This window comes from Pseudomonas sp. NPDC087697 (assembly GCF_044743155.1).
Taxonomy (GTDB): domain Bacteria; phylum Pseudomonadota; class Gammaproteobacteria; order Pseudomonadales; family Pseudomonadaceae; genus Aquipseudomonas.
This window is the reverse complement of the sequence record NZ_JBIUVW010000001.1, coordinates 279,025-305,917: the sequence shown is the minus strand read 5'-3', so window position 1 is coordinate 305,917 and position 26,893 is coordinate 279,025. Positions and strand designations below refer to the sequence as shown.

Here is a 26,893-nt window from a genome sequence, read left to right as displayed (position 1 = left end):
TTTATCATTTAGATTGAGGATTTGGCGTTCTGGTACGGAAACCTAGTGAATGCACTCCAATTATTTGCATCGAAAGGAATCCAGCATGTCGGAACACGGCCGCCTACATAGCGCCAACCCTGATTCATCGCAGGCTACGCAACGCGCTTTTTCGTTTACCTTGAATCGCACTTTCTCTGCCGTACAGATGGCGCTGCTGCTAGGTCTGACCGGGGGGGCGATGGCTGTGGCCGCTGCGCCTGCCCCTGAGCCGTCAACGCAGTCTCCGACGGGCACTGGCGAAGGTAGCCTTGTCCTGTCTGAAACGACGGTGGAGGGTACTATGGGCGCATCTGCCGACCTGCCGCCTGCGTATGCTGGAGGCCAGGTTGCCACTGGCAGTCGAGTCGGGCTGCTGGGCACCAAGGACTTTATGGAGACTCCCTTCAGCGCCATCAGCTACACCGATGACTTCGTGCGCAACCACCAGGCGAAGGACATCGGTTCGGTAATCGGTGCAACCGATCCATCGGTGAACGTCCCCTCCAAACGGGCCATCATCGAAACCTTCTTTATTCGTGGCTTCAATACCAGCGCCAACGACATCACCTACAACGGCCTGATCGGTATGGCGCCGAACCTGCGTGGCGCGACCGAGCTGGCCGAGCGCATCGAAGTGCTCAAGGGCCCGTCCGCTCTGCTGAACGGCATGCCACCAGATGGCAGCGTCGCAGGCAGCATCAATATTGTCCCCAAGCGCGCCGGCGACGAACCCCTGACGCGCCTGACGACCTCTTTTGAATCCAATGGTTTATACGGTGCGCATGCCGACGTGGGTCGGCGCTTTGGCGAGCAGAATCAGTTTGGTATCCGCTACAACGGGGTGTACCGCGACGGCGACACCGCCGTAGACGATCAGAAACAAAACATGCAGCTCAATGCGCTGGGCCTGGACTGGCGCGCCGAGCGCATCCGCCTGTCGTTGGACGCCTACAAGCAACGTGAACATCTGGAGGGCGCCAACTATTTCGGTATTGCCTCGATCAACCCTAAGGTCACCAACGTACCCCGCGCGAAGAAGGGTGATTACGCGCTGGCACCTGACTGGGCATATACCACCAACGACACCGAAACCTTCTTGCTCAGAGGCGAGGTCGATTTGAATGACTCGCTCACCGCCTTTGCGGCCTATGGGCAGAGGGACGGTGGCCGCAACGCCCTGATGACGCGCGACACGCTGGTCAACAACGCCAGTGATATCAATGTTCTGGCTTATCGCTCGGATGGGCAGGGCACCCAGAAATCGGGCGAGGCTGGTCTGAAGGGCCGCTTCGACACCGGCCCCGTAGGCCACGAATGGTCGCTGGCGGCCACTCAGTACAAGTCGGAGATGAGCTACAAGGATCTTCAGATACCCAACTACGTGACCACCAACTACTACAACCTCGACTTCGGCCCAACGCCGCCCTTGGGCAAATTTGGTGCTGTCACCTCCCGGACCGAAGACAAGCTGGGCAGTGTTGCTTTGCTCGATACCCTTTCGTTCCTTGATGGTCGTATCCAATGGACGCTGGGCGGGCGACATCAGTCGGTGGAAAGCTCAAACCTGACCCCGGCGCGGGTCAAGACTTCCCATTACGACGAGAGCCGTGTTTCGCCGGCTACCGCGTTGCTGGTCAAGGTCACCGACGATGTGTCGGTCTACGCGAACTACATCGAAGGTCTGTCTAAGGGGGGGACGGCTCCGACGACGGCAGCCAACTCGGGTGAAATCCTGAGCCCGATTCAGACAAAGCAGTATGAAGTGGGCGCCAAGCTTGACCTGGGTACGTTCGCCACCACGTTGGCCGTGTTCCAGATCGAAAAACCCAGCACCTTTACCGACCCGATCACCAATATTTTTGGCGTCAATGGCGAGCAGCGCAACCGTGGTGTGGAATGGAGCTTCTTCGGTGAAGCCCAACCAGATCTGCGTTTGATGGGCGGTGTTTCCTACACGCAGGCGGTGTTGACGAAGGCGCTGGTAACGGCGAACGAAGGCAATCAGGTGACCGGCGTTCCGAAAATCATCGCCAAGCTTGGGGCCGAGTACGACCTGGAGATGGTCCCTGGGTTGACCCTGACCGCAGGCACGAACTACGTAGGCAGCCGCTACGTCACGGACGACCATCGGATGGAGTTGCCGTCTTACACCGTTTTCGATGTGGGCGGTCGGTACACCACCAAGGTTATGTCCAAACCTGTGACCTTACGGGCTAACGTAGAGAACATCGCCAACCGGGCATACTGGATCGGTTCCTACAGCGGCGGCGACGGCAGTGGCCTGTCCGGCGGCCTGGGCGCGCCACGTACCCTTCAGCTTTCGGCATCGGTTGATTTCTGACAGTCGGCCAGCCAAGAGGCAGGGGAGAGTTCTACGACTTTCTCCGGTCTTGGCGGTACGACACGGCACGCTGGAATTCTCGCTGGATTTAACGATAAAGCCTCGAATCTTCGGGGCTTTATCGTGTCCGTGGGTTAGAAATCAGACGGCGTAATCGCTGATCTCAGTGCAGTCATAGACTCTCAGGGTCGCCAAAAAACATTTTGACTTGGCTCCAGGTCAGTGTTTTCAAGGCGAAAAAACCTTGCGTTGCCCCAATATTGCCCCCGCTCGCACGCAGAACACGAGCGACCGAGGAAAGTACCCATATTCGTAGTACCGGCAAAGTGGCTGTGATGGTTATTAGCCGAGAGGACCACGAGTCCGTATGTCCGGACTCGTCGATCCCGGTCCTATTGCCAAAGGCTTTCTCAAGTGGATGGGCCTCTGGCTGATTAAGGCTCTTGACCGTCAGTCCCCCGGCTCTGTCGCGTCAGCTTGAAGGGCAGCTCACGCACCGACTTACCCGTGAGGCGTGCGACCGCGTTTGCAAAGGCGGGGGCCAACGGTGGAAGGCCGGGTTCACCCATCCCTGTGGGAGGCTCGGCGCTTGGCACGACATGAATGGAAAACTCCGGCATATCGGTGATGCGTGGAACGTTGAAGTCTGCAAAATTACTCTGTTGCACGACGCCATCTTTTAAGGTGATGGCGCCGCCCGGTAAGCACATTGACAGCCCCATAAGGGCGGCACCTTGTACTTGGGCCTCAACGCTGCGCGGGTTGACGACCAGGTTGCAGTGGACGCCGGCGGTCACATGGTGCAGTACCGGACGGCCGTTCTGCATCGAAGCTTCCACGACGTAAGCCACTACCGAACTGAACGACTCATGTACCGCAACGCCCCAGGCTCGACCAGCAGGCAGCTCGCGTTTGCCGTACTCGCTCTTGTCCACCGCCAGTTGCAATGCAGCGCGATGACGCGGACTTTGATCGGCAAACAGTTTCATCCTGTAAGCCACTGGATCTTGTTTGGTTGTTCGGGCGATCTCATCGATCACCGTCTCCATCACGAAAGCTGTGTGGGTGGACCCTACGCTACGCCACCACAACACCGGCACGTTGAGTTTCGGGTGATGCACCGTCAAACGCATCGGCAGTGGATAGGGATCGCGCATACCTTCTGTTGCCGTGGGGTCTATGCCGTTTTTCACCCGCCCCCCGAACATGGTGCCACTGATGATGGACTGTCCTACCACCACGTGGTCCCAGGCCAGCACCTTGCCGGCTTCGTCAAAACCGATACGAGCACGGTGCAGGTGCATGGGGCGGTAATAGCCGCCTTTGATATCGTCCTCGCGGCTCCACAGGGTGCGCACCGGTACATCTAAACCGGCCATTCGCGCGGCCTTGGCCACCTCGCATGCCAGTACCACTATGTCGCTGGTGGCTATGCCACGCCGGCCAAAACCTCCGCCAGCGGTCTGTACATTAATTTGAATTTGCTCGGGCTTAAGGTTCAGTACACGTGCGGCTGCCGCGCTGTCAGCCCCGGGAAACTGGGTGCCCACCCATAGTTCGCAGCGTTCTCCGGACAGTTTGACTGTGCAGTTCAACGGTTCCATTGGCGCATGGGCCAGGTAAGGAAACACGAACTCGGTTTCCAATCGATGTGGTGCTGTTTCCAGTGGCGCCATGTCCGCCTCGAAGAGCCGTGGACCAGGACGAGCCGCCAGCTCCCGGTAGTCGGCCAACTGCTTGTCGCTATCGACCTTTTCGATAGTCGTCGTATCCCATTGCAGCTTGAGTGCATCACGCCCTTGTTTGGCGTGCCAGTAACCGTCAGCGACGACGGTTACGCCTTCAGCCCCCCCATCGAGCGGTACACGCAGCACCGCTTTCACGCCTTTGATGGCACGTGCAGCACTGTCATCTAAAGAGGAAATTTTGGCACCGAATACTGGCGGTCGGGCCACCACGGCCGTTAGTTGCCCCGGCAGTTTCATGTCGATGCCGAAATCCTGCTGACCACTGCTCTTGGCCTTGGCATCGATGCGGGTGGTGGCATGGCCAATGATTCGGAAGTCTTTGGGGTTCTTGAGCGTGATCGTTTCGGGCACAGGCAACGCCATGGCGGCCTCCGACAGTTCGCCATAGCTCGCTTTGCGGCCCGCCGGGCCGAGCACCATTCCGGATTCCGTACTCAGGCTGGCCACATCCACATTCCAGCGCGCGGCCGCCGCGGCGAGCAGCATGGCGCGAGCACGGGCACCCAGTTCGCGGTACTGGGTATAGCTGTTCTTGATCGAATTGGAACCGCCAGTAAGGTGCATGCCAAAGAGAGGGTCCTGGTAGGCGATGTCGCTTGTACCATTGCGGCTGCGCACGAGACTCCAATCAGCATCAAGCTCTTCTGCGAGGATCATCGGTAGGCCTGTCTGCACGCCCTGACCGAACTCCAACCGGTTGATGGTTACGGTGACTTCCCCATTGGGCGCTATCTGCACGAATGCCGAGGGTTGCTGACTCGGCTTGAGAGTTTCTGCGCGGTTGTCGCCAGGCTGTTGCGCCAGGGCCAGGTGAGGAAATGCCCCCAACACCAGGCCGCCGACACCAAGGATTTTCAGGAAACTGCGGCGGGGGAGCGTGGTGGGGCCGTCGATCTGGTCGCGTTCGAGCATGTGTTGCAACGCGCGGGGGAGCTCGTCTGGATAGGTGTCGTTGAACATCGAAAACTCCATTCAGGCGAGGGCTTTGGCGGCATCAGCCACCGCCGCGCGGATACGAGCGTAAGTGCCGCAGCGGCAGATGTTGCCAGCCATTGCCGAGTCGATCTCGGCCGCCGTGGGTTGCTTTCCCTTGGGTTGGGTCTTGAGGAAAGCCGTCGCGCTCATGATCTGGCCGCTCTGGCAATAACCGCATTGCGCCACGTCGTGTTTGACCCATGCCTCGTGCACGGCGGTACCAACCGGGTCGCTGCCATTGGTTGCTGCTTCGATGGTGGTGATCTTCCTGCCCTCGGCGGCCGCGATAGGCGTGACACAGGAACGAATGGCCTGTCCATCAAGGTGAACAGTACAAGCCCCGCACAGTGCTGCCCCGCAGCCAAACTTGGTGCCGGTCATGCCCAGCGCGTCGCGCAAAGTCCAGAGAATCGGGGTGCCAGGGTCTACGTCAACCGTATAGTCACGGCCATTGATGTTCAGGGCGCTCATAGTGGGACAGCTCTCCATGAATGAGTGAGATCGTGTTCCGGGCGTTTGCCAACTGTAGCGCTGTGCTTCCTGGATCGATTGCGCGATCTGCTTCAATGATTGCCCAATTTGACGGATGAGCTGAGCGTTCAAAGCGCGCGACTCACGACGCTTGAAATTCCTGAAGCGGTGATTGAATAAGGCAATGAAAGAACTGGATCGGGCAACTCTATGGATGATTGGTCGACGCATACTTTAAAAGCTGGTGGAGGACTTGGAGATCCGAGTCACTGCGTTCTCGTTACTGGCAGTTTGTATTCGCCCAAGGAGGGCCCCTTCACGAGCCGTGAAGAACTGCTGCGAGAGGTCAGAGCGAAGAGGGCTGAACTGACACAATATTCGTCATTTTAGGCAATGAATACGCCGATTGATGCAGCAACCAAAAGGAGAGGCTCGACACAATAGGCACTCGTTAGAAAGGAGCAATCACATGACTGAGAGAAAAGTTTGGTTTATCACCGGTGCAGGCCGTGGACTGGGTGTAGACATCGCCAAAGCGGCACTCGCTGCCGGACATGCCGTCGTTGCCACCGGCCGTGATGCCGGGAAAGTGCTGGCGGCAATCGGCGAGCATGAAGACTTGCTGACCCTCAAGCTCGATGTTACCCGTCCCGATGACGCCCAAGAAGCCGTCGAGGCCGCTATCGGCAAGTTCGGACGGATTGATGTACTGGTCAACAACGCGGGTAACTTCTATGCGGGCTTCTTCGAAGAGCTCAGCCCGGAACAGGTGCGCAGCCAGATCGAAACGCTGCTGTTCGGTCCGATGAATGTCGCTCGTGCAGCACTGCCGGTGATGCGCAAGCAGCGCTCCGGTCTGTTGCTGACCATTTCCTCTACGGCGGGCATCGCTGGCGGCATGTTCTGTACGGCCTATGCGGCGGCGAAATTCGGCCTCGAAGGATGGATCGAGTCGCTCGCGCCAGAGATCGAACCCTTCGGCATTCGCACGATGTTGGTCGAGCCCGGTTTCTTCCGAACAGAACTGCTGACGGCCGATTCCACCACCTTCGCGCTCCCCTCTATCGACGACTATGCCCAGCGGACGCGAGAGACCGTCACGGCCTGGAGTGGCATGGACGGCAAACAGGGCGGTGACCCTGCCAAGCTCGCCGACGCGATTGTGCACCTCGCAGGGCTCGACGAGCCGCCGGTTCGTTTCGCCGCGGGCTCCGATGCGGTGCAGACCTTCGAGTCCAAGGCCAATGCGCTACTGGCACAGGCCGACGCCTACCGTCAGTTGTCGTCCTCTCTTGCTCACGACGACGCCTGACGCTCGATTTTCACCCTGGTTCACAAAGGACACGCTCATGACATCACCACTTGCAGGTACCGTTGCACTTGTCACCGGCGCCAGTAGCGGGATTGGCTACGCCACCGCGCGGGCGCTCGCCGCTCAGGGCGCCAGTGTCGTCCTGGTTGCTCGTCGCCAGGATCGCCTGGATGCCCTCGCTGCGAAAATCCAGGCAGTAGGTGGCAGCGCCCTCACGGTGCTCGCCGATATCACCGATCGCGCCCAATCCGAGGCGGCTGTTCAGGCCGCCGTCGTACGGTTCGGGCGGCTGGACATTCTGGTCAACAACGCCGGGCTGATGCTGCTTGGCCCTATCGTCGGCGCCGATCCCGAGGAATGGGAGCGGATGATTGCGATCAACCAGAAAGGCCTGTTGTACATGACCAATGCGGCTTTGCCGCACCTGCTGGCTGCAGCCGAAGACGGGCCTCGCCGGGTCGCCGATATCGTCAACATCTCATCAATCGCTGGCCGTGTAGCCTGGGCCAACTATGGCGTCTACAACATGACCAAGTTCGGCGTGAACGGATTCACCGAATCCCTGCGTCAGGAGATCACCAAGAAGCATGTCCGCGTGGGCGTGCTGGAGCCTGGCGGTGTCGACACGGAGTTGGGCTCGCATAACAGCGGAATGATGCGCGACAGCATTGATGCTTTCTACGAGAGCACCGAGGTGCTGCAGGCCGAGGACATCGCCGATGGCGTGGTTTACATGGTCTCCCGCCCACGTCATGCCGCCATCAGCGAACTGTGGATCATGCCCACCGACCAGGCTTAAGGGCTCTTCAGCGAGGGGCTCTCTATGAGTCGCCCCTCTAACGAACTCGAGGCGGTGTTTTACAAGCGACTCACATAGAAAGGGAAACCAACATGGAAACGGGATCAAAAAAGCTTCTGATGAAGCGCTTCACTGATTTCATAAACACCGCGAGCGATGAGTTGGCCGGGGAGCTAATTTCTCCGCAGGCGATGTTTTTCGTTCCGGGGCGTTCTGAGCCTTTGCAGGGGCCGGACGGCTATCAGGAGATCATTGCGATGATGCGCGCAGGCTTTCCAGATATTCAGTGGACGCTTGAGGAGCTGATTATTGAGGGCGACAGGGTGGCCGCGCGCTTCACGATGCGCGGTACGCATCATGGAAGCTTCCTGGGTGTTCCACCCTCCGGAAAGACTATCGAGGTCAAGGCGGTAAATTTCTATCGGTTCACTGATGGTCAAATAGTTGAAGAGCATGGTCAGCCTGACCTGCTGGGTCTGCTTCAGCAGATCGGTGCGGTACCGCTATAGGTCCACGGTCGAACTCAGGGCATGGTCGCCATGGGTAATTGGCATCCGTGGCCCATGCAGGACGGCGGCCTCAGGTGTCCATGCATCCGCAAACGGACACCTGTTTTAACCTTGAGCGTCAATTCACTGGATCAGGCAGTAGAAGCAGCAGAACCGGCAACTCCCTCCTGGCACACCCTCACACGCCACCATCGTCGGGATCAAGAAGCACCCGAAAGAATTCAAACACGTCAAAGCGCTGGTGGCGCTGCAGCCGGTAACGCCAAGGGTATTTGTGGAAACAGCGGTGGAGCGGCAAAAAATTGCTAATGGCGTCGATCGCTTCGATGCCGCGCTGCATCGGCGCACCGGCTATCACTTGTCGGATGTCTGGCCCATGGAATATGCCAAAGCCGTGACCTTGCCGACCTTTGTCGCTCAAGTGCGCAATGACTTCCTGACCAAGCCTTCCAATGTTCAGGAGATCTTCGACACCCTGTCTTCCAAAGACAAAGAGCTGTACTGGATCGAAGGAACAGACCTTCGATTTCAGGGTTACAACTACTTCGGACAGTACCCTAAACTGATCCTGGACTGGTTCGCGAAGCACATTGGCTGACGTTGTCTCATGGGGCTGTGCTCAACACTTCCAGCGCCTGGCAGCTGTGCCGGGCGTTGGTCGCTCAGCAATCTGCTTGAATCAGGCAAGCAATGCCCCGGAGGTCTTGCTCACCGACCGGATCGTCGACCCGGTACTTGCCGATCAAGTCGATCGCTCCCGTCAGGCCGACAGGGACGATGCACAGACCAAGATTGCGTTTTGTGAAGCCATGGTGCTGAACTTTGCCGCCTGGAAGGGCAATGCCCTGGCGGTGTATTTGCCTGATCGAACGTCTTTACTTAGGGCCATTCATCATTACGACATCGGGATGAGGGCAGCAACAAGCCCCGACTGGAAGATACGAATCGATGACCCTGAGTTACAACAGCAACTGCAGGCGGCGGGTGTTGCTCCGGATGGGTGGCCGCATGTCGACCACATCTTCCATCGACTGTAGAACGGGTTCATTGGATTAGGCATTAAGATGGCCTGAAATACTTCGTAATATCTGGCTACGGCTAGTCGACGTTATAAAACTCAACTGAGCGGATCAGGCGCATCGGTATACCGAAAGATCAGGTACTTGAGCGGATTCATGCACCTATCGGCTTAAGGCTGGGGAGCAAGACCCCGGCGGAGATTGCCCTGGCGGTCATGGCAGACATTGTTCGTGTCAGCAACGGTGTCGTTCGTGACCAGCTATAGACCTCGTGTTTTCAAGGAGACCACTGTGCAGCCTGCTACCAAAAGTCAGCAAATTGTCAGCGACACAAGTCGTCTCGCCGGCATCGTCAGCCAGATTGTGCGCAGTGATTGCGACCTGATCACCGCCGTTCCCGGCCTGAGCCTGCATCGACGCAAGTCTTCCACTGCGCCTGTGCACTGTATTTACGGACTGGGGATTGGGGTGACCTTGCAAGGCTGCAAGCAGGTCATGGTGGGGGAGGAGGTGCTTAGTTACGCGCCCGGTCAGTCCATGGTTACCAGCGTTGACCTACCGGTCATTTCACATGTGACCCAAGCGAGCGTTGCACATCCGTTTCTGGGCATGATGCTTACGTTCGACAGCGCCACGGTGATACAGCTCGCCGAGCGCATGCGGTTGTCACAGCGCATGAAGGATGAAGGGTTCCGCCCAATCACCGTACAGGCGCTGGACGCCGCGGTGCTTGATGCGCTGGAGCGTTTGGTCGGACTACTCAGCGAGCCTGAACTGCTTGAAACACTCGCGCCGCTGATCAAGGAAGAGATCATAGCTCGCCTGTTAAGCGGCGCTCATGGTTCGCAGTTGCTACATGTCGTCGCCGCGGGCTCACCGAGCCAACACATCGCCAAGACGCTTGCCTGGCTGAAACTTAACTTTCGCCATGCGCTACGCATGGACGACTTGGCGGCGAATGCGCACATGAGTCCGTCTACCTTTCGCCAGCATTTCCGCACCGTAACAGGCATGAGTCCGCTGCAGTATCAGAAACAATTGCGGCTGCAAGCGGCTCGACAGTTGATGCTAAGTCAGAATGTCGACGCAAGCAGTGCGGGGGGATTGGTGGGCTATGAAAGCTCGTCGCAGTTCAGTCGCGAATACAGCCGTCTGTTCGGAGAACCGCCGCAGAGGGACATAAAACGAATGCGCTTGCAGTAAATAAGTTACAGCTGCGAATGGCGATCTTTCGCTGACCGTGAGATCGCCAAGCGACCGACTCAAGCATCACCGAAGCTTTCGCCTTGTAATGTCTCAAGGTGGGAAATCATGGTTGGGGGCATACTTTTTAGTGGACAGAGTTTGCCCCCAATAACTCCCCCCCAAAATGGCGGTGGAGTAGAGCTGGTCTCAATCGGCGGCAGCGGGCGTTTGGATGGTAATAAATCCAGCTAACGCACCCTTGGCGAGAGATGTGCCAGCCCCTTTCAAAGACTTTCAGGGTCGCCAAAAAACATCTGAATCCGCGACCTTAGCCAGCGTTCACCCGGGTCGTTGTCCTGGGAGCCGCGCCAGGCCATGTGCAACTCGAAGGCATTCACCGGCAGCGGTGGGTCTTCAGCGCGCACGCCACCGGCAGCGGTCAGCGCATCGGCGGTGTAGTCCGGCACCATGGCAACGATGTCGGTGCCTGCCAGCAATGTACTCAAACCATTGAACTGCGGAACCGCGAGCACCACATGACGCTTGCGGCCAAGTTTTTCCAATTCTTCATCGATGAAGCCACTGAGGTCGCCCGCAAAGGACACCAGCGCATGCGGGCGAGCGCAGAAATCGTCCAGGCTCAAGGCGCCGGGTACGGTGTCGGCGCGCAGCAATTTCGGCATGCTGCGGCGCAGGACTTTGCGTTTGGCGTTGGCTGGCAGATCCGTGGTGTAGCTGACGCCAATCGAGATTTCACCCGAGGCCAACAATCCCGGCATTAACAGGTAATTGACTCGACGCACCACCAGCACGATGCCGGGTGCCTCGGCACGCAGGCGCTTCAACAGCATTGGCAGCAGCGCAAACTCGACATCGTCCGAGAGACCAATGCGAAACACGGCGGTGCTGGTGGCCGGATCGAATTCTGCGGCGCGACTGACTGCGGTAGAAATCGAGTCCAAGGCCGGAGAGAGCAGGGCGAAGATTTCCACTGCCCGGGCTGAAGGCTCCATGCTGCGGCCGGTACGCACAAATAGCGGGTCGTCGAACAGACCGCGCAGGCGCGACAACGCGGCACTGATGGCCGGCTGGCCGAGAAACAGTTTCTCTGCCGCGCGGGTCACGCTGCGTTCATGCATGAGGGTTTCGAACACGATCAACAGGTTCAGGTCGACACGACGCAGGTCATTACGATTCATCTGGAGTCCTGGCAGAGTCAGCAAACTTGACGGGAGCGGCCATATGAGAACAATGGCCGGCATGAATCTTACGGGGAAAGACTGGTACTCTGCACCGAGTAATTCAGTTTTCCCAAAATGCTGGTTCGGTTTTCTACGTTGATTGACGTATCGCCGGAGCTGCGGAATCAATGACAGGCATGTCGACTATTAATAGCCACTGATGGTCTTGGCCAGAAAGCCCAGATAGAGTTCAGGGCATTAGAGGTTACTTTGACGAGGTTTGCGATGTCCCGCACGATCCGTTTTCACAAGTTTGGTCCAGCCGAGGTGCTCAAATGCGAAGAGCATGCGGCCGCTCTGCCAGCACCGGGCGAAGTGCAGGTGCGTGTCGAGGCGATTGGCATCAGTTGGTATGACATCCTCTGGCGTCAGAACCTGGCGTCTTCCCATGCCCGGTTACCGTCTGGCCTTGGTCATGAAATGGCCGGCGTGGTGACGGCCATCGGCGAAGGTGTCGATGATCTGGCGGTGGGTGACAAGGTCGCCAGCTTCCCGGCAGAAAGCCCCAATGACTATCCCGTTTATGGCGAGCAAATCGTTCTGCCGCGTTCGGCGCTGACGCGTTACCCGGATGTGCTGAGTCCGGTCGAAGCCGCCGTGCATTACACGCCGCTGTTGGTTGCCTATTTTGCTTACGCCGATCTGGCACGGGTCAAGCCGGGGCAGTTTGCGCTGGTAACCGACGCGAGCCACTGCGCCGGACCGTCCTTTGTGCAACTGGGCAAGGCTCTGGGTGTGCGGGTCATTGCCGCGACCAAAACCGCCGAAGAGCGCGAGTACCTGTTGTCCCTCGGTGCCGAGAAGGTGATTGTCACTGAAGAGCAGGATCTGCTCATGCAGATCAACAAGCTCACCGACAATCGCGGTGTCGACGTGGTATTCGACGGCCTTGGCGGTCCACAGATGTCGTTGCTCGGTGACGTGCTGGCGCCTCGTGGCAGCCTGGTGCTGTATGGTCTGCAAGGCGGTAACCAGACACCATTCCCGGCATGTGCAGCGTTCCAGAAAAACATTCAGTTCTTCGTGCACTGCATCGGCAACTTCACGGGCAAACCGGAACTTGGCATCGTTCAGGATCAGGTCGCACTGCAACGGGCCTTGCGTGATATCAACCAGTTGACGGCTGACCGTGTTCTGCTGCCACTCAAGACCCGGGTCTTCCCGTTTACCGCGTTTGTCGAGGCGCACCGTTACATGGATGAGTGTCCTTGTCGCGAACGTGTGGCGCTTCAAGTCGAACCGGCATGACCCTTGCGCAAGAGTCCGTGTTTACGGACTCTTGCGTTTTTGCTGGACTTACAAACCTCTAATTCCCCCTTCGTGATTTATTGGTTCAGCAACTGAACTGGTTTTTGCTCCTGATCTGTATCTTCTAATCATCATATAAGCCCTGATAATTGAGTGATTACTTTCATCTCAAGGAATGAGTCATGGCTGGGCATTTTCTTTTAACCGGTGCTGGTTCTGGTACTACGTATGCGGACCATTGCTCATCTGCGCCTCGCGTTAAAATATGGGAAGTAATCGGTTCGCTTATTAGTTGCCGAACTATTGCACTGCTCTGGTTTCTTTATTTCTCGTGCTCATTGTCTGTGGGACGCTGTCGGAATAGTCCTAGGCCGTCCTTCCTGTCTGCTGGAGCTCTCTATCTCGGGCGGTGTAGGCGATTTGTCCATTCATGAAAGTTATTGCTAAACAATCGTTTCAAATAGTTACCACAATCAAAGTGTTAGCATTTGACAGCAGATACTCACGACAAGCCGTAATCAGCCATCACCGATCGCAGGTCGTGCAAGCAAATGATTGTTTGTTCGATGTCGACTTTTTGAATATCAGGTAAATGACAATGAGCTCTATTCATGATCAAGCGATGAACTATGTCTACCAGCAAGTTTTGCAGCGGTTGCTGAGTTTCTTTTCCCGCGCGGAGCGTACTGCATTGCAGCTTTTAATCCAGCGTCTGGTGGTGGTTGCCGGGGGCATGGAGAGAATCGGCACTTACAAGGTGCTGATGATGCACTCGGGAACACGAGACAGTTGCTACACATTGGCGTTCCTGCGTGCCGCGCAGTTGAGTATCGCGGGCAGAGCACCAGCGACCTTCCAGCTGCGTGTCGCCACGCTACGTCTGGGCGGGACGACATCGACGATCATGGAGAATATTCACCGCAGCTACGGTGCCCTGTTTGTCTACGACGATCCTCGGATCGAGGTGTTGATGGTTGATAACCGCGAGGTGCTGCCATTCAGTCATTTGGCACCGATGTCTGACGCTGGCCGCGATTTGAATCGCACAAACATGCTGATGCTCGGTCACCTGCGAGGGACAGACGGGGTGTTCGAAGCGTGTGACGACTGTTATCTGGCCACAGGCGAGTTCTACACGCAGATGACCCGATGGGAAGGCGGTGTCGATGCGTTGATCAGCGGTGAGACAGCGCGTCAGCAGAAGCAGTTTCTGGCGGGACTGGCGCGAGGTGCGCAAAAGGCCGGTCTACCGGCGATCACTCATCCCGCCTGCAGTTTCGACGGGTTGTTTTCAACGCTCGATCAGTTGGGTGGCGATTGTTATCGCGAGCTTTACGCGGGCCATGAAACCGTCGAGTGGCGGCCACGCGAGAGTTTTGAGACGCGACGCGGTGCGGACTACATCGATATCCAGGACCTGGTAACCGGCAACATGGAAGAGCGCTGGCCATTGCTCACCGATTTTCTCGGGCTGCAACCCGATGAAGTTGACGCCCACCTGCGCGAAAACGAATACGCCAGTCCTTTGCTTTCGGCCCATTTACGGGGCTTGCAGGCCAGTTTCGTGAAAGGCCTGACCTACGAAAGCGGATTCAGAGCGTACATTCAGCGGGCGCTGTTGATGATGCGCAGACGACGCCTGCCCGAGCGCCTTTGCGATCAGGTGCTGGACGTTTACGGCAATCGGCAGGTAATGCCAGAACTGCGGGCCCAGGCGGCGGTCGAGGCTCAGCAAACACTGGGACTCAATGAAACACAGCAGCTGTGCCTGCTCTTTGCACCCTTTGTCGATGCAGGTGCCGGGTTGGAAAACTTTTTACGCCGCTGTCATCCCGGCATGTTGGTAGCGATGCCCGAGTTGCACAAAGCGATGCAGGGCCATGCCGCTCCCGAGCAAGTCGTGCAATGGATGATCGACGTCAGTGGTTTGTCCATCAGCTTGATCTGCAAACTCTACGGCATGCGTTCGGTTGCCGGAATCGGACTTGAGACGGCTGATCCGGGCTTGAACACTGAAGAGCAGGGAGAGTTCGAGGAGGCTGATGCGCTGAGTGAACTGTCGGCGAGACGTTGAAGGAGCCTGGTTTGACCGATTCAAAAAACACGCGTACAGCAATCGGCCACCGCCCATGAAAGGACAAAGAGAAACCGATTTTGCCTACCAGGCCGTGTACCGATACTTGACCAGCCTGATCAATGAAATGGGGGCTGAAACACCGATCAAACTGCCTTCGTTGAGGCAGCTTGCAGACCGGTTGAGCGTGTCGATTTCAACCATCCAGTACGCCATGCCCTCCGCATTGTCAACGACCTGCTTGAATCGGTCTATGTCAGCGCAAGGCGCCCGGGGATGCTGATCTTGAGCACCGACGAGCCGGCGCTCTTGCAATCCCTGGACAGTCCGTTGTTACTGCTGGAGCGCGAATTGGTGCGCCAGTATCCGCGGCAACCGCAGCTTCACTCGCAACCATGTGGCGAGCTGGAGCTACGTATCGCGCTGGCGGCACGCTACACCACTTCACCGGCACGCTGCTGGCATGCCGATGACGTTTACATCGGTGCCGACTTGCGTGGCGTGCTGGAAATACTGATCGCGGTGCTCGGACTCAAAGACGCGACTGTGTTGGTCGAATCGCCCTGTGACTGGACCATTTTGCGTTTGTTCCAGACCGCCGGTGTGCAGGTAATCGAATTGCCGATAGACGACAACGGCTGCCTTGACCTTGAGTCGCTTGGGCATTTGCTCAAGACCGAGGCGGTTCGCCTGGTAGTGCTGTCATCGGGCGTCAGCATGCCGCGCGGTAGCCTGATGCCGTCCGACAACAGGCAGTCCACCGCCGAGCTGTTGGAGCAACACGGCAGTTGGGTGCTGGAGAACGATGTGTACGGCGAACTCGGTCACGAGCCGAATGAAAGTCGCTTTCGCGATCTGCTCGATCCTGATCGCCTGATCGTGTTTTCCACCTTCGAGAAGCTCATGGGGCCTGAGGCGCCTTACGGGTATCTGCTGTCGCGACAATTGAGCGTGGAGTTGCAACGACACTTTTTGCTGCGCTCATTTCGCCTGTCGCCGATCCGTCAGAAAGCTATCGCACGTTTGTACAGCAGCGGCCGTATTGATCAGCATTTGCTGGTGCTGCGTCGGTTATTGAAAGAGCGCAAAACCCGGATGACCCAGCTGCTGCAGGAGCGTTTGAGCGACTCGCTGGAGTTTGTCGAGCCGGTGGGTGGAGCTACCATCTGGGCGCGCTCATTGCGACCGGTCGATGTGCGTCGGGTCTTCCAGCGCATGCTCAAGCAACACGTGGTGATTGCGCCAGGCGAGTTGTTCAGCCTGCATGGGTTGCATTCGCAGAACGTCAGGCTAAGCCACACATTCAGTGGACAGCATGATCTCGATGTTGCATTGACGATGCTGGCGGATGCGTTGAGGCTCGAACTTACCGATTGACCGGGCAGTAAAATAGCCTGCTGAAGGCTGGATAGATTTCGTCTGGATAGATATCGTCGCTCTCTGGTCAAACTGTCAGTAAACTGCGTCCCTATTCCTGAACCACTCTTCTTTAGAGGTTTTGCATGACACTCAGTCCTTTTGCGGGCAAACCGGCGCCGGCAGAGTTGTTGGTCGACATCCCGCGACTGGTAACGGCCTATTACACTGGCCAACCCGATGCTTCGATCTCCACCCAGCGCGTTGCGTTCGGTACTTCAGGTCATCGTGGCAGTTCGTTCGAGCTGAGTTTCAACGAATGGCACGTTCTGGCCATCAGCCAGGCCATCTGCCTGTATCGCGAAGCCCAGGGCATTGACGGTCCGTTGTTTGTCGGCATCGACACCCACGCGCTATCGACGCCGGCCGGCGCCAGTGCGCTGGAAGTCCTGGCCGCCAATGGCGTGACCGTGATGATTGCTGAAGGCGACGAGTACACGCCGACCCCGGCCATTTCCCACGCCATTCTTTGCTACAACCGCGGCCGCACTTCGGGGCTCGCGGACGGCATCGTCATCACGCCGTCCCACAACCCACCGCAAAGCGGCGGCTACAAGTACAACCCCACCAACGGTGGCCCGGCCGATACCCACATCACCAAGTGGATCGAGGCCAAGGCCAACGAGTTGCTGGCCAACAAGCTCGCCGGGGTCAAACGCATCAGCTACGAGCAGGCGCTCAAGGCCAGCACCACCCATCGTCACGACTATCTCAATACTTACGTCGCCGACTTGGTCAACGTGATCGACTTCGACGCCATTCGTGGCGCCAATCTGCGTCTGGGCGTGGATCCGTTGGGCGGAGCAGGGGTGCGCTACTGGTCGGCCATTGCCGAGCATTACCGTCTGAACCTTGACGTGGTGAACACCCAGGTTGATCCAACGTTCCGTTTCATGTCCGTCGACTGGGACGGGCAGATTCGCATGGACCCATCGTCCAGCTATGCCATGCAAGGCCTGATCGGCTTGAAAGAGCGTTTCGACGTGGCGTTTGCCTGCGACCCGGACCACGACCGTCACGGCATAGTCACCCCGTCCGGTGGCTTGCTGGCGCCGAACAACTACCTGGCCGTGTCCATCGACTATCTGTTCCAGAACCGCCCGCAATGGCGCGCCGACGCTGCCGTGGGTAAAACCGTGGTCAGCAGTGGCTTGATCGACCGCGTTGCCAAACGCCTGAATCGTCGTCTGTACGAAGTGCCGGTCGGTTTCAAATGGTTCGCCGACGGCTTGTTCGACGGCTCGCTGGGCTTTGGTGGCGAAGAAAGCGCCGGTGCGTCGTTCCTGCGTAAGGATGGCAGCGTCTGGTGCACCGACAAGGACGGCCTGATTCCAGCCTTGCTGGCGGCTGAAATGACCGCTCGCACCGGGCGTGATCCAAGCCAGGCTTATCGCGCATTGACCGATGAGCTGGGTGAACCGTTCTCGGTACGCGTCGACGCCAAGGCCAACCCTGAGCAAAAAGCCTTGCTCGGCAAGCTGTCACCGGAGCAGGTCAAGTCGACACAACTGGCCGGCGAAGCGATCCAGAGCATTCTCAGCAAGGCGCCGGGCAACGATCAGGCGATCGGCGGCCTGAAAGTCATGACCGAAAATGGCTGGTTCGCGGCTCGTCCTTCGGGCACCGAGGATATTTACAAGATCTACGCCGAAAGTTTCATTGGCGACGATCACCTCAAGCAGTTGGTCAGCGAAGCTCAGACACTGGTGGATAGCGCGATCAGCGCGAAGTAATTGCCACAAGGCACAAAAAAGGGGTGACCAAAATGGTCACCCCTTTTTTTTGTCCGGCATTCAGCGCATCAAGCCAGGTCCACCAACACGATTTCACTGTCTTCTATCGCTGTGACTCGCAGAAGTTGCTCCTGCGCAACCGCTACACCGTCTCGAGCTTGTGCACGCAAGCCATTGACTTCAATGACTCCAGTGGCGGGTACGAGGTACGCCCGGCGACCGTTGTCCAGTCGGTACTCGGCGGTTTCGCCGGCCTTCAGGTTTGCCGCCACCAACCTTGCATCGGCACGGATCCGCAGGCTTTGGTCGTCGCCGGCCTTGCCGCTGGCCAGGGTCACGAAACCTTCGCGCTGACCTTCAGGAAACGGTTTGGCGCCCCAGGACGGTGCCAGCCCGGTTTCATTCGGGATGATCCAGATCTGGAAAATCTTCGTCGCCGTCGATTCCAGGTTGTACTCGCTGTGAGCAATCCCGGTGCCGGCGCTCATGACCTGTACATCACCGGCTTCGGTGCGGCCCTTGTTACCCAGGTTGTCTTCATGGCTGATCGCACCTTCGCGAACGTAGGTGATGATTTCCATGTCCCGATGCGGGTGTTTCGGGAAACCGGTACCCGGCGCAATCACATCGTCGTTCCACACCCGCAGATTGCCCCAGTTCATGCGTTTTGGGTCATGGTACTCGGCGAACGAAAAGTGGTGATGGGCATCCAACCAGCCATGATGGGCGCCGCCCAGGGAGTTGAAGGGTCTGAGTTCAAGCATGATCGTCTCCTGAAAAGGTTCGTCATGGGGCGGAACGCTTGAGCCGCAAAACGAGAACCGGTGGTTGATGGCGAGCATCATCTATCAGTTAACAATCGATAAAAAGCGTAAAAACTGCCTCAATTCAATCAGTTTAGTAGATATAAATTGAAGGCTAAATTCTGCGTTTCAGCATTCACTTCATCGCTTAAGCCAATGATGGATAAGCATTTGACTAGAACTCGCCGGCAAATGAAGACACCATAGCCTGCAACAGCCTCACACCCTGGAGTCAGCGTGCCGCGACACAATCCCGATCTTCCTTCCGAGCTTTTGCCCCTGGCCGAGATGCCGTTGCTCAAACGCCTGGCCGCGCGTTTTTTTGGCCACGGCCTCAACCGCCTGCGCGCTCAACACCGGGCGTCCTGGCTGCACGGCCAGGCCGATGGCTTTCGCAGCGGTCATAGCGCGGGCGTGGACTACGGCTACAAGGAAGGCAAGCTCGAAGGAATAGAAGAAGGCCGCCAGGTGCTGTTGATTCGCGACAGCCGATCCACCGAGCATCCGGCACCGCGTATCGATGAAAACCTGTTCGACGACTGGCGGTTGCCATTGAGCGCCGATGTCAAAAAACGCATGAAGGCCGATGTCGCCCGACTGTTGCCAGAGTCGGCGCAGCCGAGCGCCGCACAGTGGAAAATGATTTTCAGCGACACCCCCTCGACCTCGGTGATCGCCGGCGCGGGTGCCGGGAAGTCGACGACCCTGGCGCTGCGCATTTTGCTGCTGACCCATTACCTGGGGTTTGAACTCGACTCATTGACCGTGGTGACGTTCACCCGCGAATCGCGCAAGGACTTCATCAACAAGCTGATAGGGCTGTTTGCCGTATGGGGTCGCACACTTTCTCAGAAAGACGCCCGCGACCTGGTGCGAACCTTTCACTCACGCATTCTGCCGATGGTCCGCAGCCTGCCGGGATTCGAGCGGCTGCAAGCCTTCGAAAACCTCAGTGCACGTTCTCTGCTCGATGATGCAGAGGTCGACAGCAACCCGTTCGATCTGCGGATCAACGACACTCAGCGCCAGCAACTCAATGCCTGTTTTCACCGGCTGTTTACTCAAGACGAGCGCTTTCGCGAACTGATCAAGCCGCTGTCGCGCCATGCCTTGCAGCTCAAGGAGCTGGAGCGCGATCACCCGGATGTGCAAAAGCGCATGGCGGTGACCGAGCTGGCAGCCAAGCGCGATGAAGAACTCTGCGATACCGTCGAAGATCTGTGGATTCGCGCAGGCGCCTGGCCGATCAAGGGCATTGAGCCCAGCCGCCAGACATTCGAGATCAACGGTTCGACCTTCCATTGTCACGGTTATATCCCGACGCTCGATGCCTGGGTCGTGTTGGGCTTCGATCCCCGTGAGAACCCGCAAGTCAGCCGTCCCAACGCCAAACTGACGGTTCGCGCCGAATGGGCAGTCAAGCGCACCCTATTTCAAGCTTTCTGCCGTAAACCTTTGATTTGGCTAGATAGTTACGAATCTTCAAAGCGCGTTTTGGCCACGCTCGCAGGGGATGCCAGCGCCGGGCCGGGGTTCGACTACAAGGTCAAGGGTGAACTGGGTTCCGCGCCGCTGCTCGATTGTTTTGTCGCGGCGGCCAGCTTTATCGAAAACCTCGGGCTGGATGTTCCTGCTGCCGTGGGTCAGATGAGTTTCGCCAAGGACGATCCGGATCGCTTGTTCTTTGAGGCCCTTAGCCTGTACTGGCGAGCCCTGGAGGATCACCTGCTGGATCAGTCGCCGCCGGTGATGACCTACAACCGCATGTTCGCCTTGTTCAGCGAACATTCGCCGGAAAACCTCAAACTGCTGAGCGATGAGTTGCTGCGACCGATGTCGCACTTGATGATCGACGAATTTCAGGACGTATCCCCACAAATTGTCTCCTGGATTCGTGCAACTCTGACGGAGATCCGCAGCCGTGGTCCGGCCATGCATGTTGGGCGTGGGGCTCAGCGCTCGTCCCTGCTGTGTGTCGGCGATGACTGGCAGTCGATCTATGGCTGGCGCGGCAGTTCGCCGAAGTACTTCATGGAATTCAACAAGGAGTTCCCGTCGCCCGGCACCACGCGGGTGATGCTCAGCGAAAACTATCGCAGCCATCAGCACATCATCGACGCCGCCGAGCATATCGTGCGCGCCGCGCCGGCAATCCCGGGCAAAAAAGCCAAGGCCAGTGGCGAGCCTGGGGAACTGTTGCCAGTCAACATCCATGATCGGGATGATGCGGCCATGGCCAAGCGTCTGATGGAACACTATCGAAACGGTGATTCAATCTTGATGTTGTATCGAAAAAGTAGCGATAAGTTATTGATTGAAGAGCATATTTCACCTGTAGTTAATGCTGATTCTAGCTTGCCTTTCGAAACCCGACGGCTCAAGCAGTTGACCTATCACAGTGCCAAGGGGCTTCAGGCAGACGCGGTATTCCTGCTGGGCGATTGCCAGCACCTGACCAGCTCACCGTACAAGAATCAGGTCTATCGCATGGCCGGGTTGGGCAAGGACGGTGACGCGGAGCCTTATGACAGTGCGCAGAAAGACGAGATTTTGCGGTTGGCTTACGTCGGCATCACCCGAGCAGTGAAGCATTGCTATTGGTATGTCGATGGCCAGGACAATCAATCGGTCAATCTGCCCAAGGCATCTGACAGGATCGCGCAGGGCAAGCCCTTCTTCGCGGATCAGCGCGCCGGAAAGCTTTCAGTCTGAGCAGGATGGCGCAGGAATCAGGAATACCTTCGAACATAAAAAAGCCCACTGACTGTGGGCTTTGATGTCAAAGATGGCGGTTCAAGCAAGACTTCTCAGGGCAACAGGAGGAACAAAGGCTTCAAGCTCATCTTCCACCGCTTCGATTATCCGCTCGACATCGGCGGCATTCATCACCGTGGCGCAGGGAATTCCGGCAATGGCGATCATGGTCTCGCCACTGGCACGATCAAACAAACGGGCAATCATGCTGCCCGGTGCATCCATGCTCGCCTCGAATCCCATGGGATGAAAATGCCAGCGCATCAGCTGGCAGGCGTTCGGAAACGTAACCTTGCTCAACGAAACTCTATTCATGTGTTGCCCGCCTTCTTCATCGAGCGCTTCCTTTAGCTCATGGTTAGGAGGGAAGAGCCTTCACTGGCCCAACCGTTTGAATGTTTAAAAATAGCACTCGCCCGTGAAAACCCCGTGAAATCTTTCAGGCCGTTTGGCGATTGAAGCGTTTTCCTTGAGCTGGATCATGTTCTGTTGATCGCCGGGCAGAGCGCCGCTGTTTCTGGCTGTTGAATTGAGCATTGAAGCCTTGGTCGAAGTTCGGCAAGCTCGGTTTTTCTGTCGTGAGTGCTCTATGCCTGCCCATGATGATGGCCCGCTGCAAACCCAGGCCACCGGCGAGACGGTGCTGCGTTATCACTTGTGCTGGAAGCACCGGGACCTGGACGGCGTCATGGCGCTGTATCACCCGGACATCCAGTACAACGACTTTTTCCAGAACCGCGTCCTCGGTTTGAGTGAGCTGCGTGAGTATGTGCGCAGCAGCATGCCGCGCGATCCGGATGAGGCACTGGAGCATTCGGACCGGATTCGCCTGGACGGCAATACCGCGTTCATTCAGTACCGTGTGACTTTACGCGGCGGCGAAGGTCTGGTGTCGTTTCGCTCCAGTGAGGCGATTACCGTGCGCGACGGGCTGATCTGGCGCGTCAATGAATACGCCTCTCTGGTGCACGAACAGGCGCCCAGTAAATCGGCGGTCAGTTTGCGTCCGGCCGTCAGTCGGCTGGGGCTTTCGCCGCGTCAGCTGAGTTTCATGGCCGAGGACTTGCAGCAGTACTTCGAGCGTCAGCAACCCTATCTCGACCCGGAGCTCGACCTGCAACGGGTGGCGAAGGAGTGCGGTTATAGCCGCAATCAGATTTCCTACCTGCTGAACCAGGTGCTTGGCCAAAGCTTTTACCGTTACGTCAACCAGGCACGCCTGCGGCACTTGCTGACGGCGCTGGACACGGCAACGCCACCGCTGCGCATCGACGAGCTGGCGTTCGCCGCCGGTTTCAACTCGCTCTCAGCGTTCTATAGCTGCTTTCGCCAGCACACCGGCCTGTCACCCAAGGCCTATGCCAAGCAAATTTCTTTGCGTGCACGCGCGCAAGACAGCCACTGAACTGACGCACTAGGATCGACGCCATCGAAGTTTGAGTGGCGGAGTCTTGCATGCCGGCGTGGCGCACTATCAGTTTGTGGATGGACCAGCTTGAGGAGCCGTTGCTGGCGCGGCCGTCGCTTGAGAAGGATCTGGATGTCGATGTCGCAATCATCGGTGCCGGCTACACCGGCCTCTGGACCGCTTACTACCTCAAGCGCCAGGCGCCAGACCTGAAGATCGCCATCATTGAAGCCCAGACCGCCGGTTTCGGCGCATCGGGCCGCAACGGCGGTTGGCTGATGGGCAATCTGCTGGGCGAGGATCGTTTGCTTGCCGATTTGCCGGCGGAACAGCGCCGCGCGTCTTTTGATTTGCTGCACAGCATTCCTGATGAAGTGGAAATTGTCCTCGAACGTGAAGGCATCGACTGCGACTTTCGCAAGGGCGGAGTGCTCTATTGCGCCGCCCGTTATCCCGAGCAGGAAAGCAGCCTGCGCCGCTATCTGGACTCGCTCTACCGTCAGGGCCTGAACGAGGCCGATTACCGCTGGCTCAACCCCGAGCAGCTCGCTCAACAGATCCGTGTCGCCAAACCCTATGGCGGAATTTATGCACCGCACTGCGCAACTATCCAGCCGGCAAAGCTGGTGCGTGGCCTGGCGCGGACGGTGGAGCGCATGGGCGTCAGCATCTATGAAAACAGTCCGGTCAGTCAGTTGCAGTCCGGCAGCTTGCGTACAGCCAAAGCTTCAGTGCGCAGCCGCTGGGTCGTGCCGGCCGTGGAAGGCTACGCGGTGACGTTGGCGCCGTTGGGGCGTTATCAGTTGCCGGTGCAGAGTTTGCTGGTGGCGACCGAACCCTTGTCTGCCGCGACCTGGGATGAGATAGGCCTCAGCCGTGGTCAGGCCTTCAGCGAAAGTAGCCGTCAGGTGACCTACGGCCAACGCACCGCTGACAATCGTCTGGTATTCGGCGCCCGTGGCGGCTATCAGTTCGCCGGCAAGCTGCGCCACGACTTTGACCTGAGCCAGAGTGAAGTCGAGCTGCGTCGCTATCTGTTTGGCGAGCTTTTCCCGCAGCTGAAGAACGTCAACATCACCCACTCCTGGGGCGGCAACCTGGGCATGTCCCGGCGCTTCAGGCCACACATGCTCTGCGATCAGCGCAGCGGCATCGCCTTGTCTGGCGGTTACGGCGGCGAGGGTGTCGGCGCGAGCCATCTCGGCGGCAGGACCCTGGCGGACCTGATCCTTGGGCGCGACACCGAGCGGGTTCGTCAGCCGTGGGTTAATCCGCAGGGCGGTCTCGACGTGCTCAAAGCCTGGGAGCCAGAGCCGCTGCGCTGGTTGGGCTACAACGCGATCATTCGTAGTTTCATCCATGAGGACCAGACCCTGGCCGACCCGACCAGCGCGCCATGGCGCCGCAAACTGGCCTGTCAGGTGGCGGGTTTCATGGAAGGTTTCATGCAGTAAACGCGTTTCCACCCTCGACAGGTATCAGCATGAGCATTACCCAGTTCAAGAACACTCATCTCGTCACTCTGGAAGAGTCGGCACCGGTCGCCGTGCCATTGGGCACACCGGTGGCGGTGACTTCGAGCACCAGCGTGGAACGCTCGGACGGAGTCGAAACCGGCATTTGGGAATGTACCCCCGGACGCTGGCGGCGACAGATCGTCGCTCAAGAGTTCTGTCACTTCATCCAGGGGCGTTGCACGTTCACCCCGGACAACGGCGAAACCCTGCACATAGAAGCCGGCGATGCACTGATGTTGCCAGCCAACAGCACCGGAATCTGGGACATCCAGGAAACCGTGCGTAAAACCTACGTCTTGATTTTTTGATCCTCTGATCACCCGAAAACCTGCCAATAAAAACGCCATACAGGAATCGAATCATGATCCGCACGCCCAAAGCTCAATCAATGCTGACCCCATTGCTGCTGGCTCCGCTGATGCTCGCTGCGTCATTCAGCCACGCCGCAGAGACCGTCAAGATCTACAACTGGTCGGACTACATCGCCCCGGACACGATGAAAAACTTCCAGACGCAAACCGGCATCGGTTTCAGCTATGACGTCTACGACAGCAATGAAACCCTCGACGGCAAGCTGATGACCGGTAAATCGGGGTATGACGTGGTGTTTCCGTCCAACCACTTCATGGCGCGGCAGATCGAGGGCGGGGCGCTGAAGAAACTTGACAAGAACCAGCTACCGAACTGGAAGAACCTCAACCCGGTGTTGCTCAAGGCTTTGCAAAACAACGATCCGGGTAACGAACACGGCTTCCCGTACCTGTGGGGCAGCACCGGGATTGGCTACAACATTGCCAAGGTCAAAGCGGTGCTCGGTGATAACGCGCCGGTAGATTCCTGGGATCTGATCTTCAAACCCGAGAACATGAAAAAGCTGCAGAAGTGCGGCGTGGCGATTCTCGATAACGGTCCAGAACTGCTGCCCGCTGCGTTGAATTACCTGGGCCTGCCGCATCACAGCAAGAATCCGGCGGACTACAAAAAAGCTGAAGAGCTGCTGATGAAGGTCCGGCCTTACGTCAGCTATTTCCACTCATCCAAATACACCAGCGACCTGGCTAACGGTGACATCTGTGTGGCGGTGGGTTTCTCCGGCGACATCCTGCAAGCTGAAAGCCGCGCCAAGGAAGCCAGGAATGGCGTGGATATTGGCTACTCGATCCCCAAGGAAGGCGCGGCTATCTGGTTCGACATGGTCGCGATGCCGGCCGACGCGCCGGATGAGAAGACCGGTTACGCCTTCATGAACTACCTGCTGCGCCCGGACGTCATGGCCGGCATCAGTAACTACGTGCACTACGCCAACGGCAACGAACAGGCCGACAGCCTGATCGACCCGGCCATCAAGAGCGATACCAAGGTCTACCCAAGCCCGGAAATGATGGGCAAGTTGTTCGCTCTGGAGTCCATGCCGCTGAACATCGACCGAGTCCGCACACGGTTATGGAACAAGATTCGGACCGGGAGTTGAGTGGTTACATCTCGTTGAGCATTGCGCCAGCCTGAATGTCGTTAACGTTGTAAGTTCTGAGCCTCATATGAATGGATGAGAGGGCAAGGAATGCCTGTTTCAACGAATGCTGGACGATTGCGCAAGGGGCGGGTGTCGGAGGCTGGGCGGATTTACTTGCTGACTGCGGTCGTCCATCAGCGCCAGCCGGTTTTTGCGAATTGGCGCTTGGGGCGGTTGGTAGTGGAGCAACTTAGGCTCGTTCAGGAAGATGACTGGGCAGACTTCTTGACCTGGGTCGTGATGCCAAACCATTTTCATTGCTTGCTTGAACTGCGAGAAAAGACGTTGGCGCAAGTGATGTGTCGTATCAAGTCACGCAGCAGCCTGGCGGTGAATCAGGCGTTAGGGCGTAAAGGACGTTTGTGGCAGAAGGGGTATCACGATCGAGCTGTTCGTGAGGACGAGGACGTGAAAACCCTTGCGCGATACGTTATTCAAAACCCGATTCGTGCCGGGTTGGTTGAACGGGTTCATGATTACCCCTTATGGGACGCGTGCTGGTTCTGATACTGACGCGCCCGGTTTTACGACTGCTGCGCAGCCGAACGCCGCCTTCGGCAACTGCTACAGAATTGTGTGCGCCGTGGCTTTTGTAGCAGCTGGCGTAGCCTGCGTTCGAGTGCGAAGCGCTCGTCAATGTGGACGACTCGGTGAGCCTGAAGTACCGCAGGGTATGGTTTTACGACTGCTGCGCAGCCGAACGTCGCCTTCGGCAACTGCTACGGATATGTATGCGCCGTGGCTTTTGTAGCAGCTGGCGTAGCCGGCGTTCGAGTGCGAAGCGCTCGTCAATGTGGACGGCTTGG

At 57.8% G+C, this 26,893-nt stretch carries 21 protein-coding genes and 2 pseudogenes; 18 read left to right on the top strand and 5 right to left on the bottom strand.

Features of this window, described 5'->3' with window-relative positions:
* Positions 1-49 precede the first annotated feature (49 nt).
* The gene (locus ACIPIN_RS01325) at positions 50-2,362 is read left to right on the top strand and encodes a TonB-dependent receptor (protein WP_401114201.1); all 2,313 of its coding nucleotides are present in this window, start codon (positions 50-52) and stop codon (positions 2,360-2,362) included.
* Between the two features lie 434 nt (positions 2,363-2,796).
* Here ACIPIN_RS01325 and ACIPIN_RS01320 read toward each other — a convergent pair whose 3' ends face one another.
* Both ACIPIN_RS01320 and ACIPIN_RS01315 read right to left on the bottom strand, forming a co-directional pair.
* Positions 2,797-5,070 (bottom strand): molybdopterin cofactor-binding domain-containing protein, encoded by a 2,274-nt coding sequence (locus ACIPIN_RS01320; RefSeq protein ID WP_401114198.1) that lies wholly within the window; start codon positions 5,068-5,070, stop codon positions 2,797-2,799.
* A 12-nt stretch (positions 5,071-5,082) separates the two neighbouring features.
* Entirely contained in the window at positions 5,083-5,556 is a 474-nt protein-coding gene (locus ACIPIN_RS01315; protein ID WP_401114195.1) for a (2Fe-2S)-binding protein, read from the bottom strand.
* A gap of 469 nt (positions 5,557-6,025) precedes the next feature.
* Between ACIPIN_RS01315 and ACIPIN_RS01310 the strand changes: the two genes are divergently transcribed.
* The 7 genes and pseudogenes from ACIPIN_RS01310 to ACIPIN_RS01280 all read left to right on the top strand — a co-directional run bounded on the left by ACIPIN_RS01310 (position 6,026) and on the right by ACIPIN_RS01280 (position 10,398).
* Positions 6,026-6,868 (top strand): SDR family oxidoreductase, encoded by an 843-nt coding sequence (locus ACIPIN_RS01310; RefSeq protein ID WP_401114192.1) that lies wholly within the window; start codon positions 6,026-6,028, stop codon positions 6,866-6,868.
* A 37-nt stretch (positions 6,869-6,905) separates the two neighbouring features.
* Positions 6,906-7,667 carry an SDR family NAD(P)-dependent oxidoreductase gene (locus tag ACIPIN_RS01305; RefSeq protein WP_401114190.1) on the top strand — a complete coding sequence of 254 codons (762 nt, stop codon included), beginning with the start codon at positions 6,906-6,908 and terminating at the stop codon, positions 7,665-7,667.
* A 92-nt stretch (positions 7,668-7,759) separates the two neighbouring features.
* Positions 7,760-8,176: an ester cyclase gene (locus tag ACIPIN_RS01300; RefSeq protein ID WP_401114187.1), complete on the top strand. Its 417-nt coding sequence runs from the start codon at positions 7,760-7,762 to the stop codon at positions 8,174-8,176.
* Positions 8,177-8,417: 241 nt separating this feature from the next.
* Positions 8,418-8,774, top strand: a complete 357-nt coding sequence (locus ACIPIN_RS01295; protein WP_401114184.1) for a hypothetical protein — start codon at positions 8,418-8,420, stop codon at positions 8,772-8,774.
* 76 nt (positions 8,775-8,850) lie between these two features.
* A complete protein-coding gene (locus tag ACIPIN_RS01290) occupies positions 8,851-9,213 on the top strand; it encodes a hypothetical protein (RefSeq protein ID WP_401114182.1) in 363 nt (120 codons plus the stop codon).
* An 86-nt stretch (positions 9,214-9,299) separates the two neighbouring features.
* Positions 9,300-9,461 (top strand): annotated as a pseudogene (locus tag ACIPIN_RS01285) (XdhC family protein); the annotation flags it as partial.
* Positions 9,462-9,486: 25 nt separating this feature from the next.
* Positions 9,487-10,398: an AraC family transcriptional regulator N-terminal domain-containing protein gene (locus ACIPIN_RS01280; protein ID WP_401114704.1), complete on the top strand. Its 912-nt coding sequence runs from the start codon at positions 9,487-9,489 to the stop codon at positions 10,396-10,398.
* A 266-nt stretch (positions 10,399-10,664) separates the two neighbouring features.
* Here ACIPIN_RS01280 and ACIPIN_RS01275 read toward each other — a convergent pair whose 3' ends face one another.
* Complete coding sequence (locus tag ACIPIN_RS01275) at positions 10,665-11,579, bottom strand: LysR family transcriptional regulator (RefSeq protein WP_401114179.1); 915 nt, start codon at positions 11,577-11,579, stop codon at positions 10,665-10,667.
* A 267-nt stretch (positions 11,580-11,846) separates the two neighbouring features.
* Between ACIPIN_RS01275 and ACIPIN_RS01270 the strand changes: the two genes are divergently transcribed.
* The 4 genes and pseudogenes from ACIPIN_RS01270 to pgm all read left to right on the top strand — a co-directional run bounded on the left by ACIPIN_RS01270 (position 11,847) and on the right by pgm (position 18,092).
* A complete protein-coding gene (locus ACIPIN_RS01270; RefSeq protein WP_401114176.1) occupies positions 11,847-12,869 on the top strand; it encodes a zinc-dependent alcohol dehydrogenase family protein in 1,023 nt (340 codons plus the stop codon).
* 598 nt (positions 12,870-13,467) lie between these two features.
* A complete protein-coding gene (locus tag ACIPIN_RS01265) occupies positions 13,468-14,943 on the top strand; it encodes a hypothetical protein (protein ID WP_401114174.1) in 1,476 nt (491 codons plus the stop codon).
* A 55-nt stretch (positions 14,944-14,998) separates the two neighbouring features.
* A pseudogene (locus tag ACIPIN_RS01260) lies at positions 14,999-16,320 on the top strand (aminotransferase class I/II-fold pyridoxal phosphate-dependent enzyme).
* Between the two features lie 125 nt (positions 16,321-16,445).
* Complete coding sequence (pgm, locus tag ACIPIN_RS01255) at positions 16,446-18,092, top strand: phosphoglucomutase (alpha-D-glucose-1,6-bisphosphate-dependent) (protein WP_401114171.1); 1,647 nt, start codon at positions 16,446-16,448, stop codon at positions 18,090-18,092.
* A gap of 68 nt (positions 18,093-18,160) precedes the next feature.
* Here the strand turns inward: pgm and ACIPIN_RS01250 are convergent, their stop codons facing one another.
* Positions 18,161-18,856, bottom strand: coding sequence for a pirin family protein (locus tag ACIPIN_RS01250; protein WP_123424563.1), 696 nt, complete (start codon positions 18,854-18,856; stop codon positions 18,161-18,163).
* Positions 18,857-19,132: 276 nt separating this feature from the next.
* On the opposite strand from ACIPIN_RS01250, the gene ACIPIN_RS01245 reads away from it, so the two are divergent.
* Positions 19,133-21,607: a UvrD-helicase domain-containing protein gene (locus ACIPIN_RS01245; protein WP_401114168.1), complete on the top strand. Its 2,475-nt coding sequence runs from the start codon at positions 19,133-19,135 to the stop codon at positions 21,605-21,607.
* An 81-nt stretch (positions 21,608-21,688) separates the two neighbouring features.
* Here ACIPIN_RS01245 and ACIPIN_RS01240 read toward each other — a convergent pair whose 3' ends face one another.
* Positions 21,689-21,964, bottom strand: a complete 276-nt coding sequence (locus ACIPIN_RS01240) for a DUF1652 domain-containing protein (protein ID WP_401114165.1) — start codon at positions 21,962-21,964, stop codon at positions 21,689-21,691.
* Between the two features lie 274 nt (positions 21,965-22,238).
* Between ACIPIN_RS01240 and ACIPIN_RS01235 the strand changes: the two genes are divergently transcribed.
* The 5 genes from ACIPIN_RS01235 to ACIPIN_RS01215 all read left to right on the top strand — a co-directional run bounded on the left by ACIPIN_RS01235 (position 22,239) and on the right by ACIPIN_RS01215 (position 26,594).
* Positions 22,239-23,054: a nuclear transport factor 2 family protein gene (locus ACIPIN_RS01235; protein WP_401114162.1), complete on the top strand. Its 816-nt coding sequence runs from the start codon at positions 22,239-22,241 to the stop codon at positions 23,052-23,054.
* A gap of 50 nt (positions 23,055-23,104) precedes the next feature.
* On the top strand, positions 23,105-24,511 hold the full coding sequence (locus ACIPIN_RS01230) for an NAD(P)/FAD-dependent oxidoreductase (RefSeq protein WP_401114160.1): 1,407 nt from the start codon (positions 23,105-23,107) through the stop codon (positions 24,509-24,511).
* 29 nt (positions 24,512-24,540) lie between these two features.
* Complete coding sequence (locus tag ACIPIN_RS01225; protein ID WP_401114157.1) at positions 24,541-24,882, top strand: cupin domain-containing protein; 342 nt, start codon at positions 24,541-24,543, stop codon at positions 24,880-24,882.
* Positions 24,883-24,962: 80 nt separating this feature from the next.
* Positions 24,963-26,045 carry a polyamine ABC transporter substrate-binding protein gene (locus ACIPIN_RS01220; RefSeq protein WP_401114702.1) on the top strand — a complete coding sequence of 361 codons (1,083 nt, stop codon included), beginning with the start codon at positions 24,963-24,965 and terminating at the stop codon, positions 26,043-26,045.
* Positions 26,046-26,135: 90 nt separating this feature from the next.
* Positions 26,136-26,594 carry an REP-associated tyrosine transposase gene (locus tag ACIPIN_RS01215; RefSeq protein ID WP_401114155.1) on the top strand — a complete coding sequence of 153 codons (459 nt, stop codon included), beginning with the start codon at positions 26,136-26,138 and terminating at the stop codon, positions 26,592-26,594.
* Positions 26,595-26,893 lie beyond the last annotated feature (299 nt).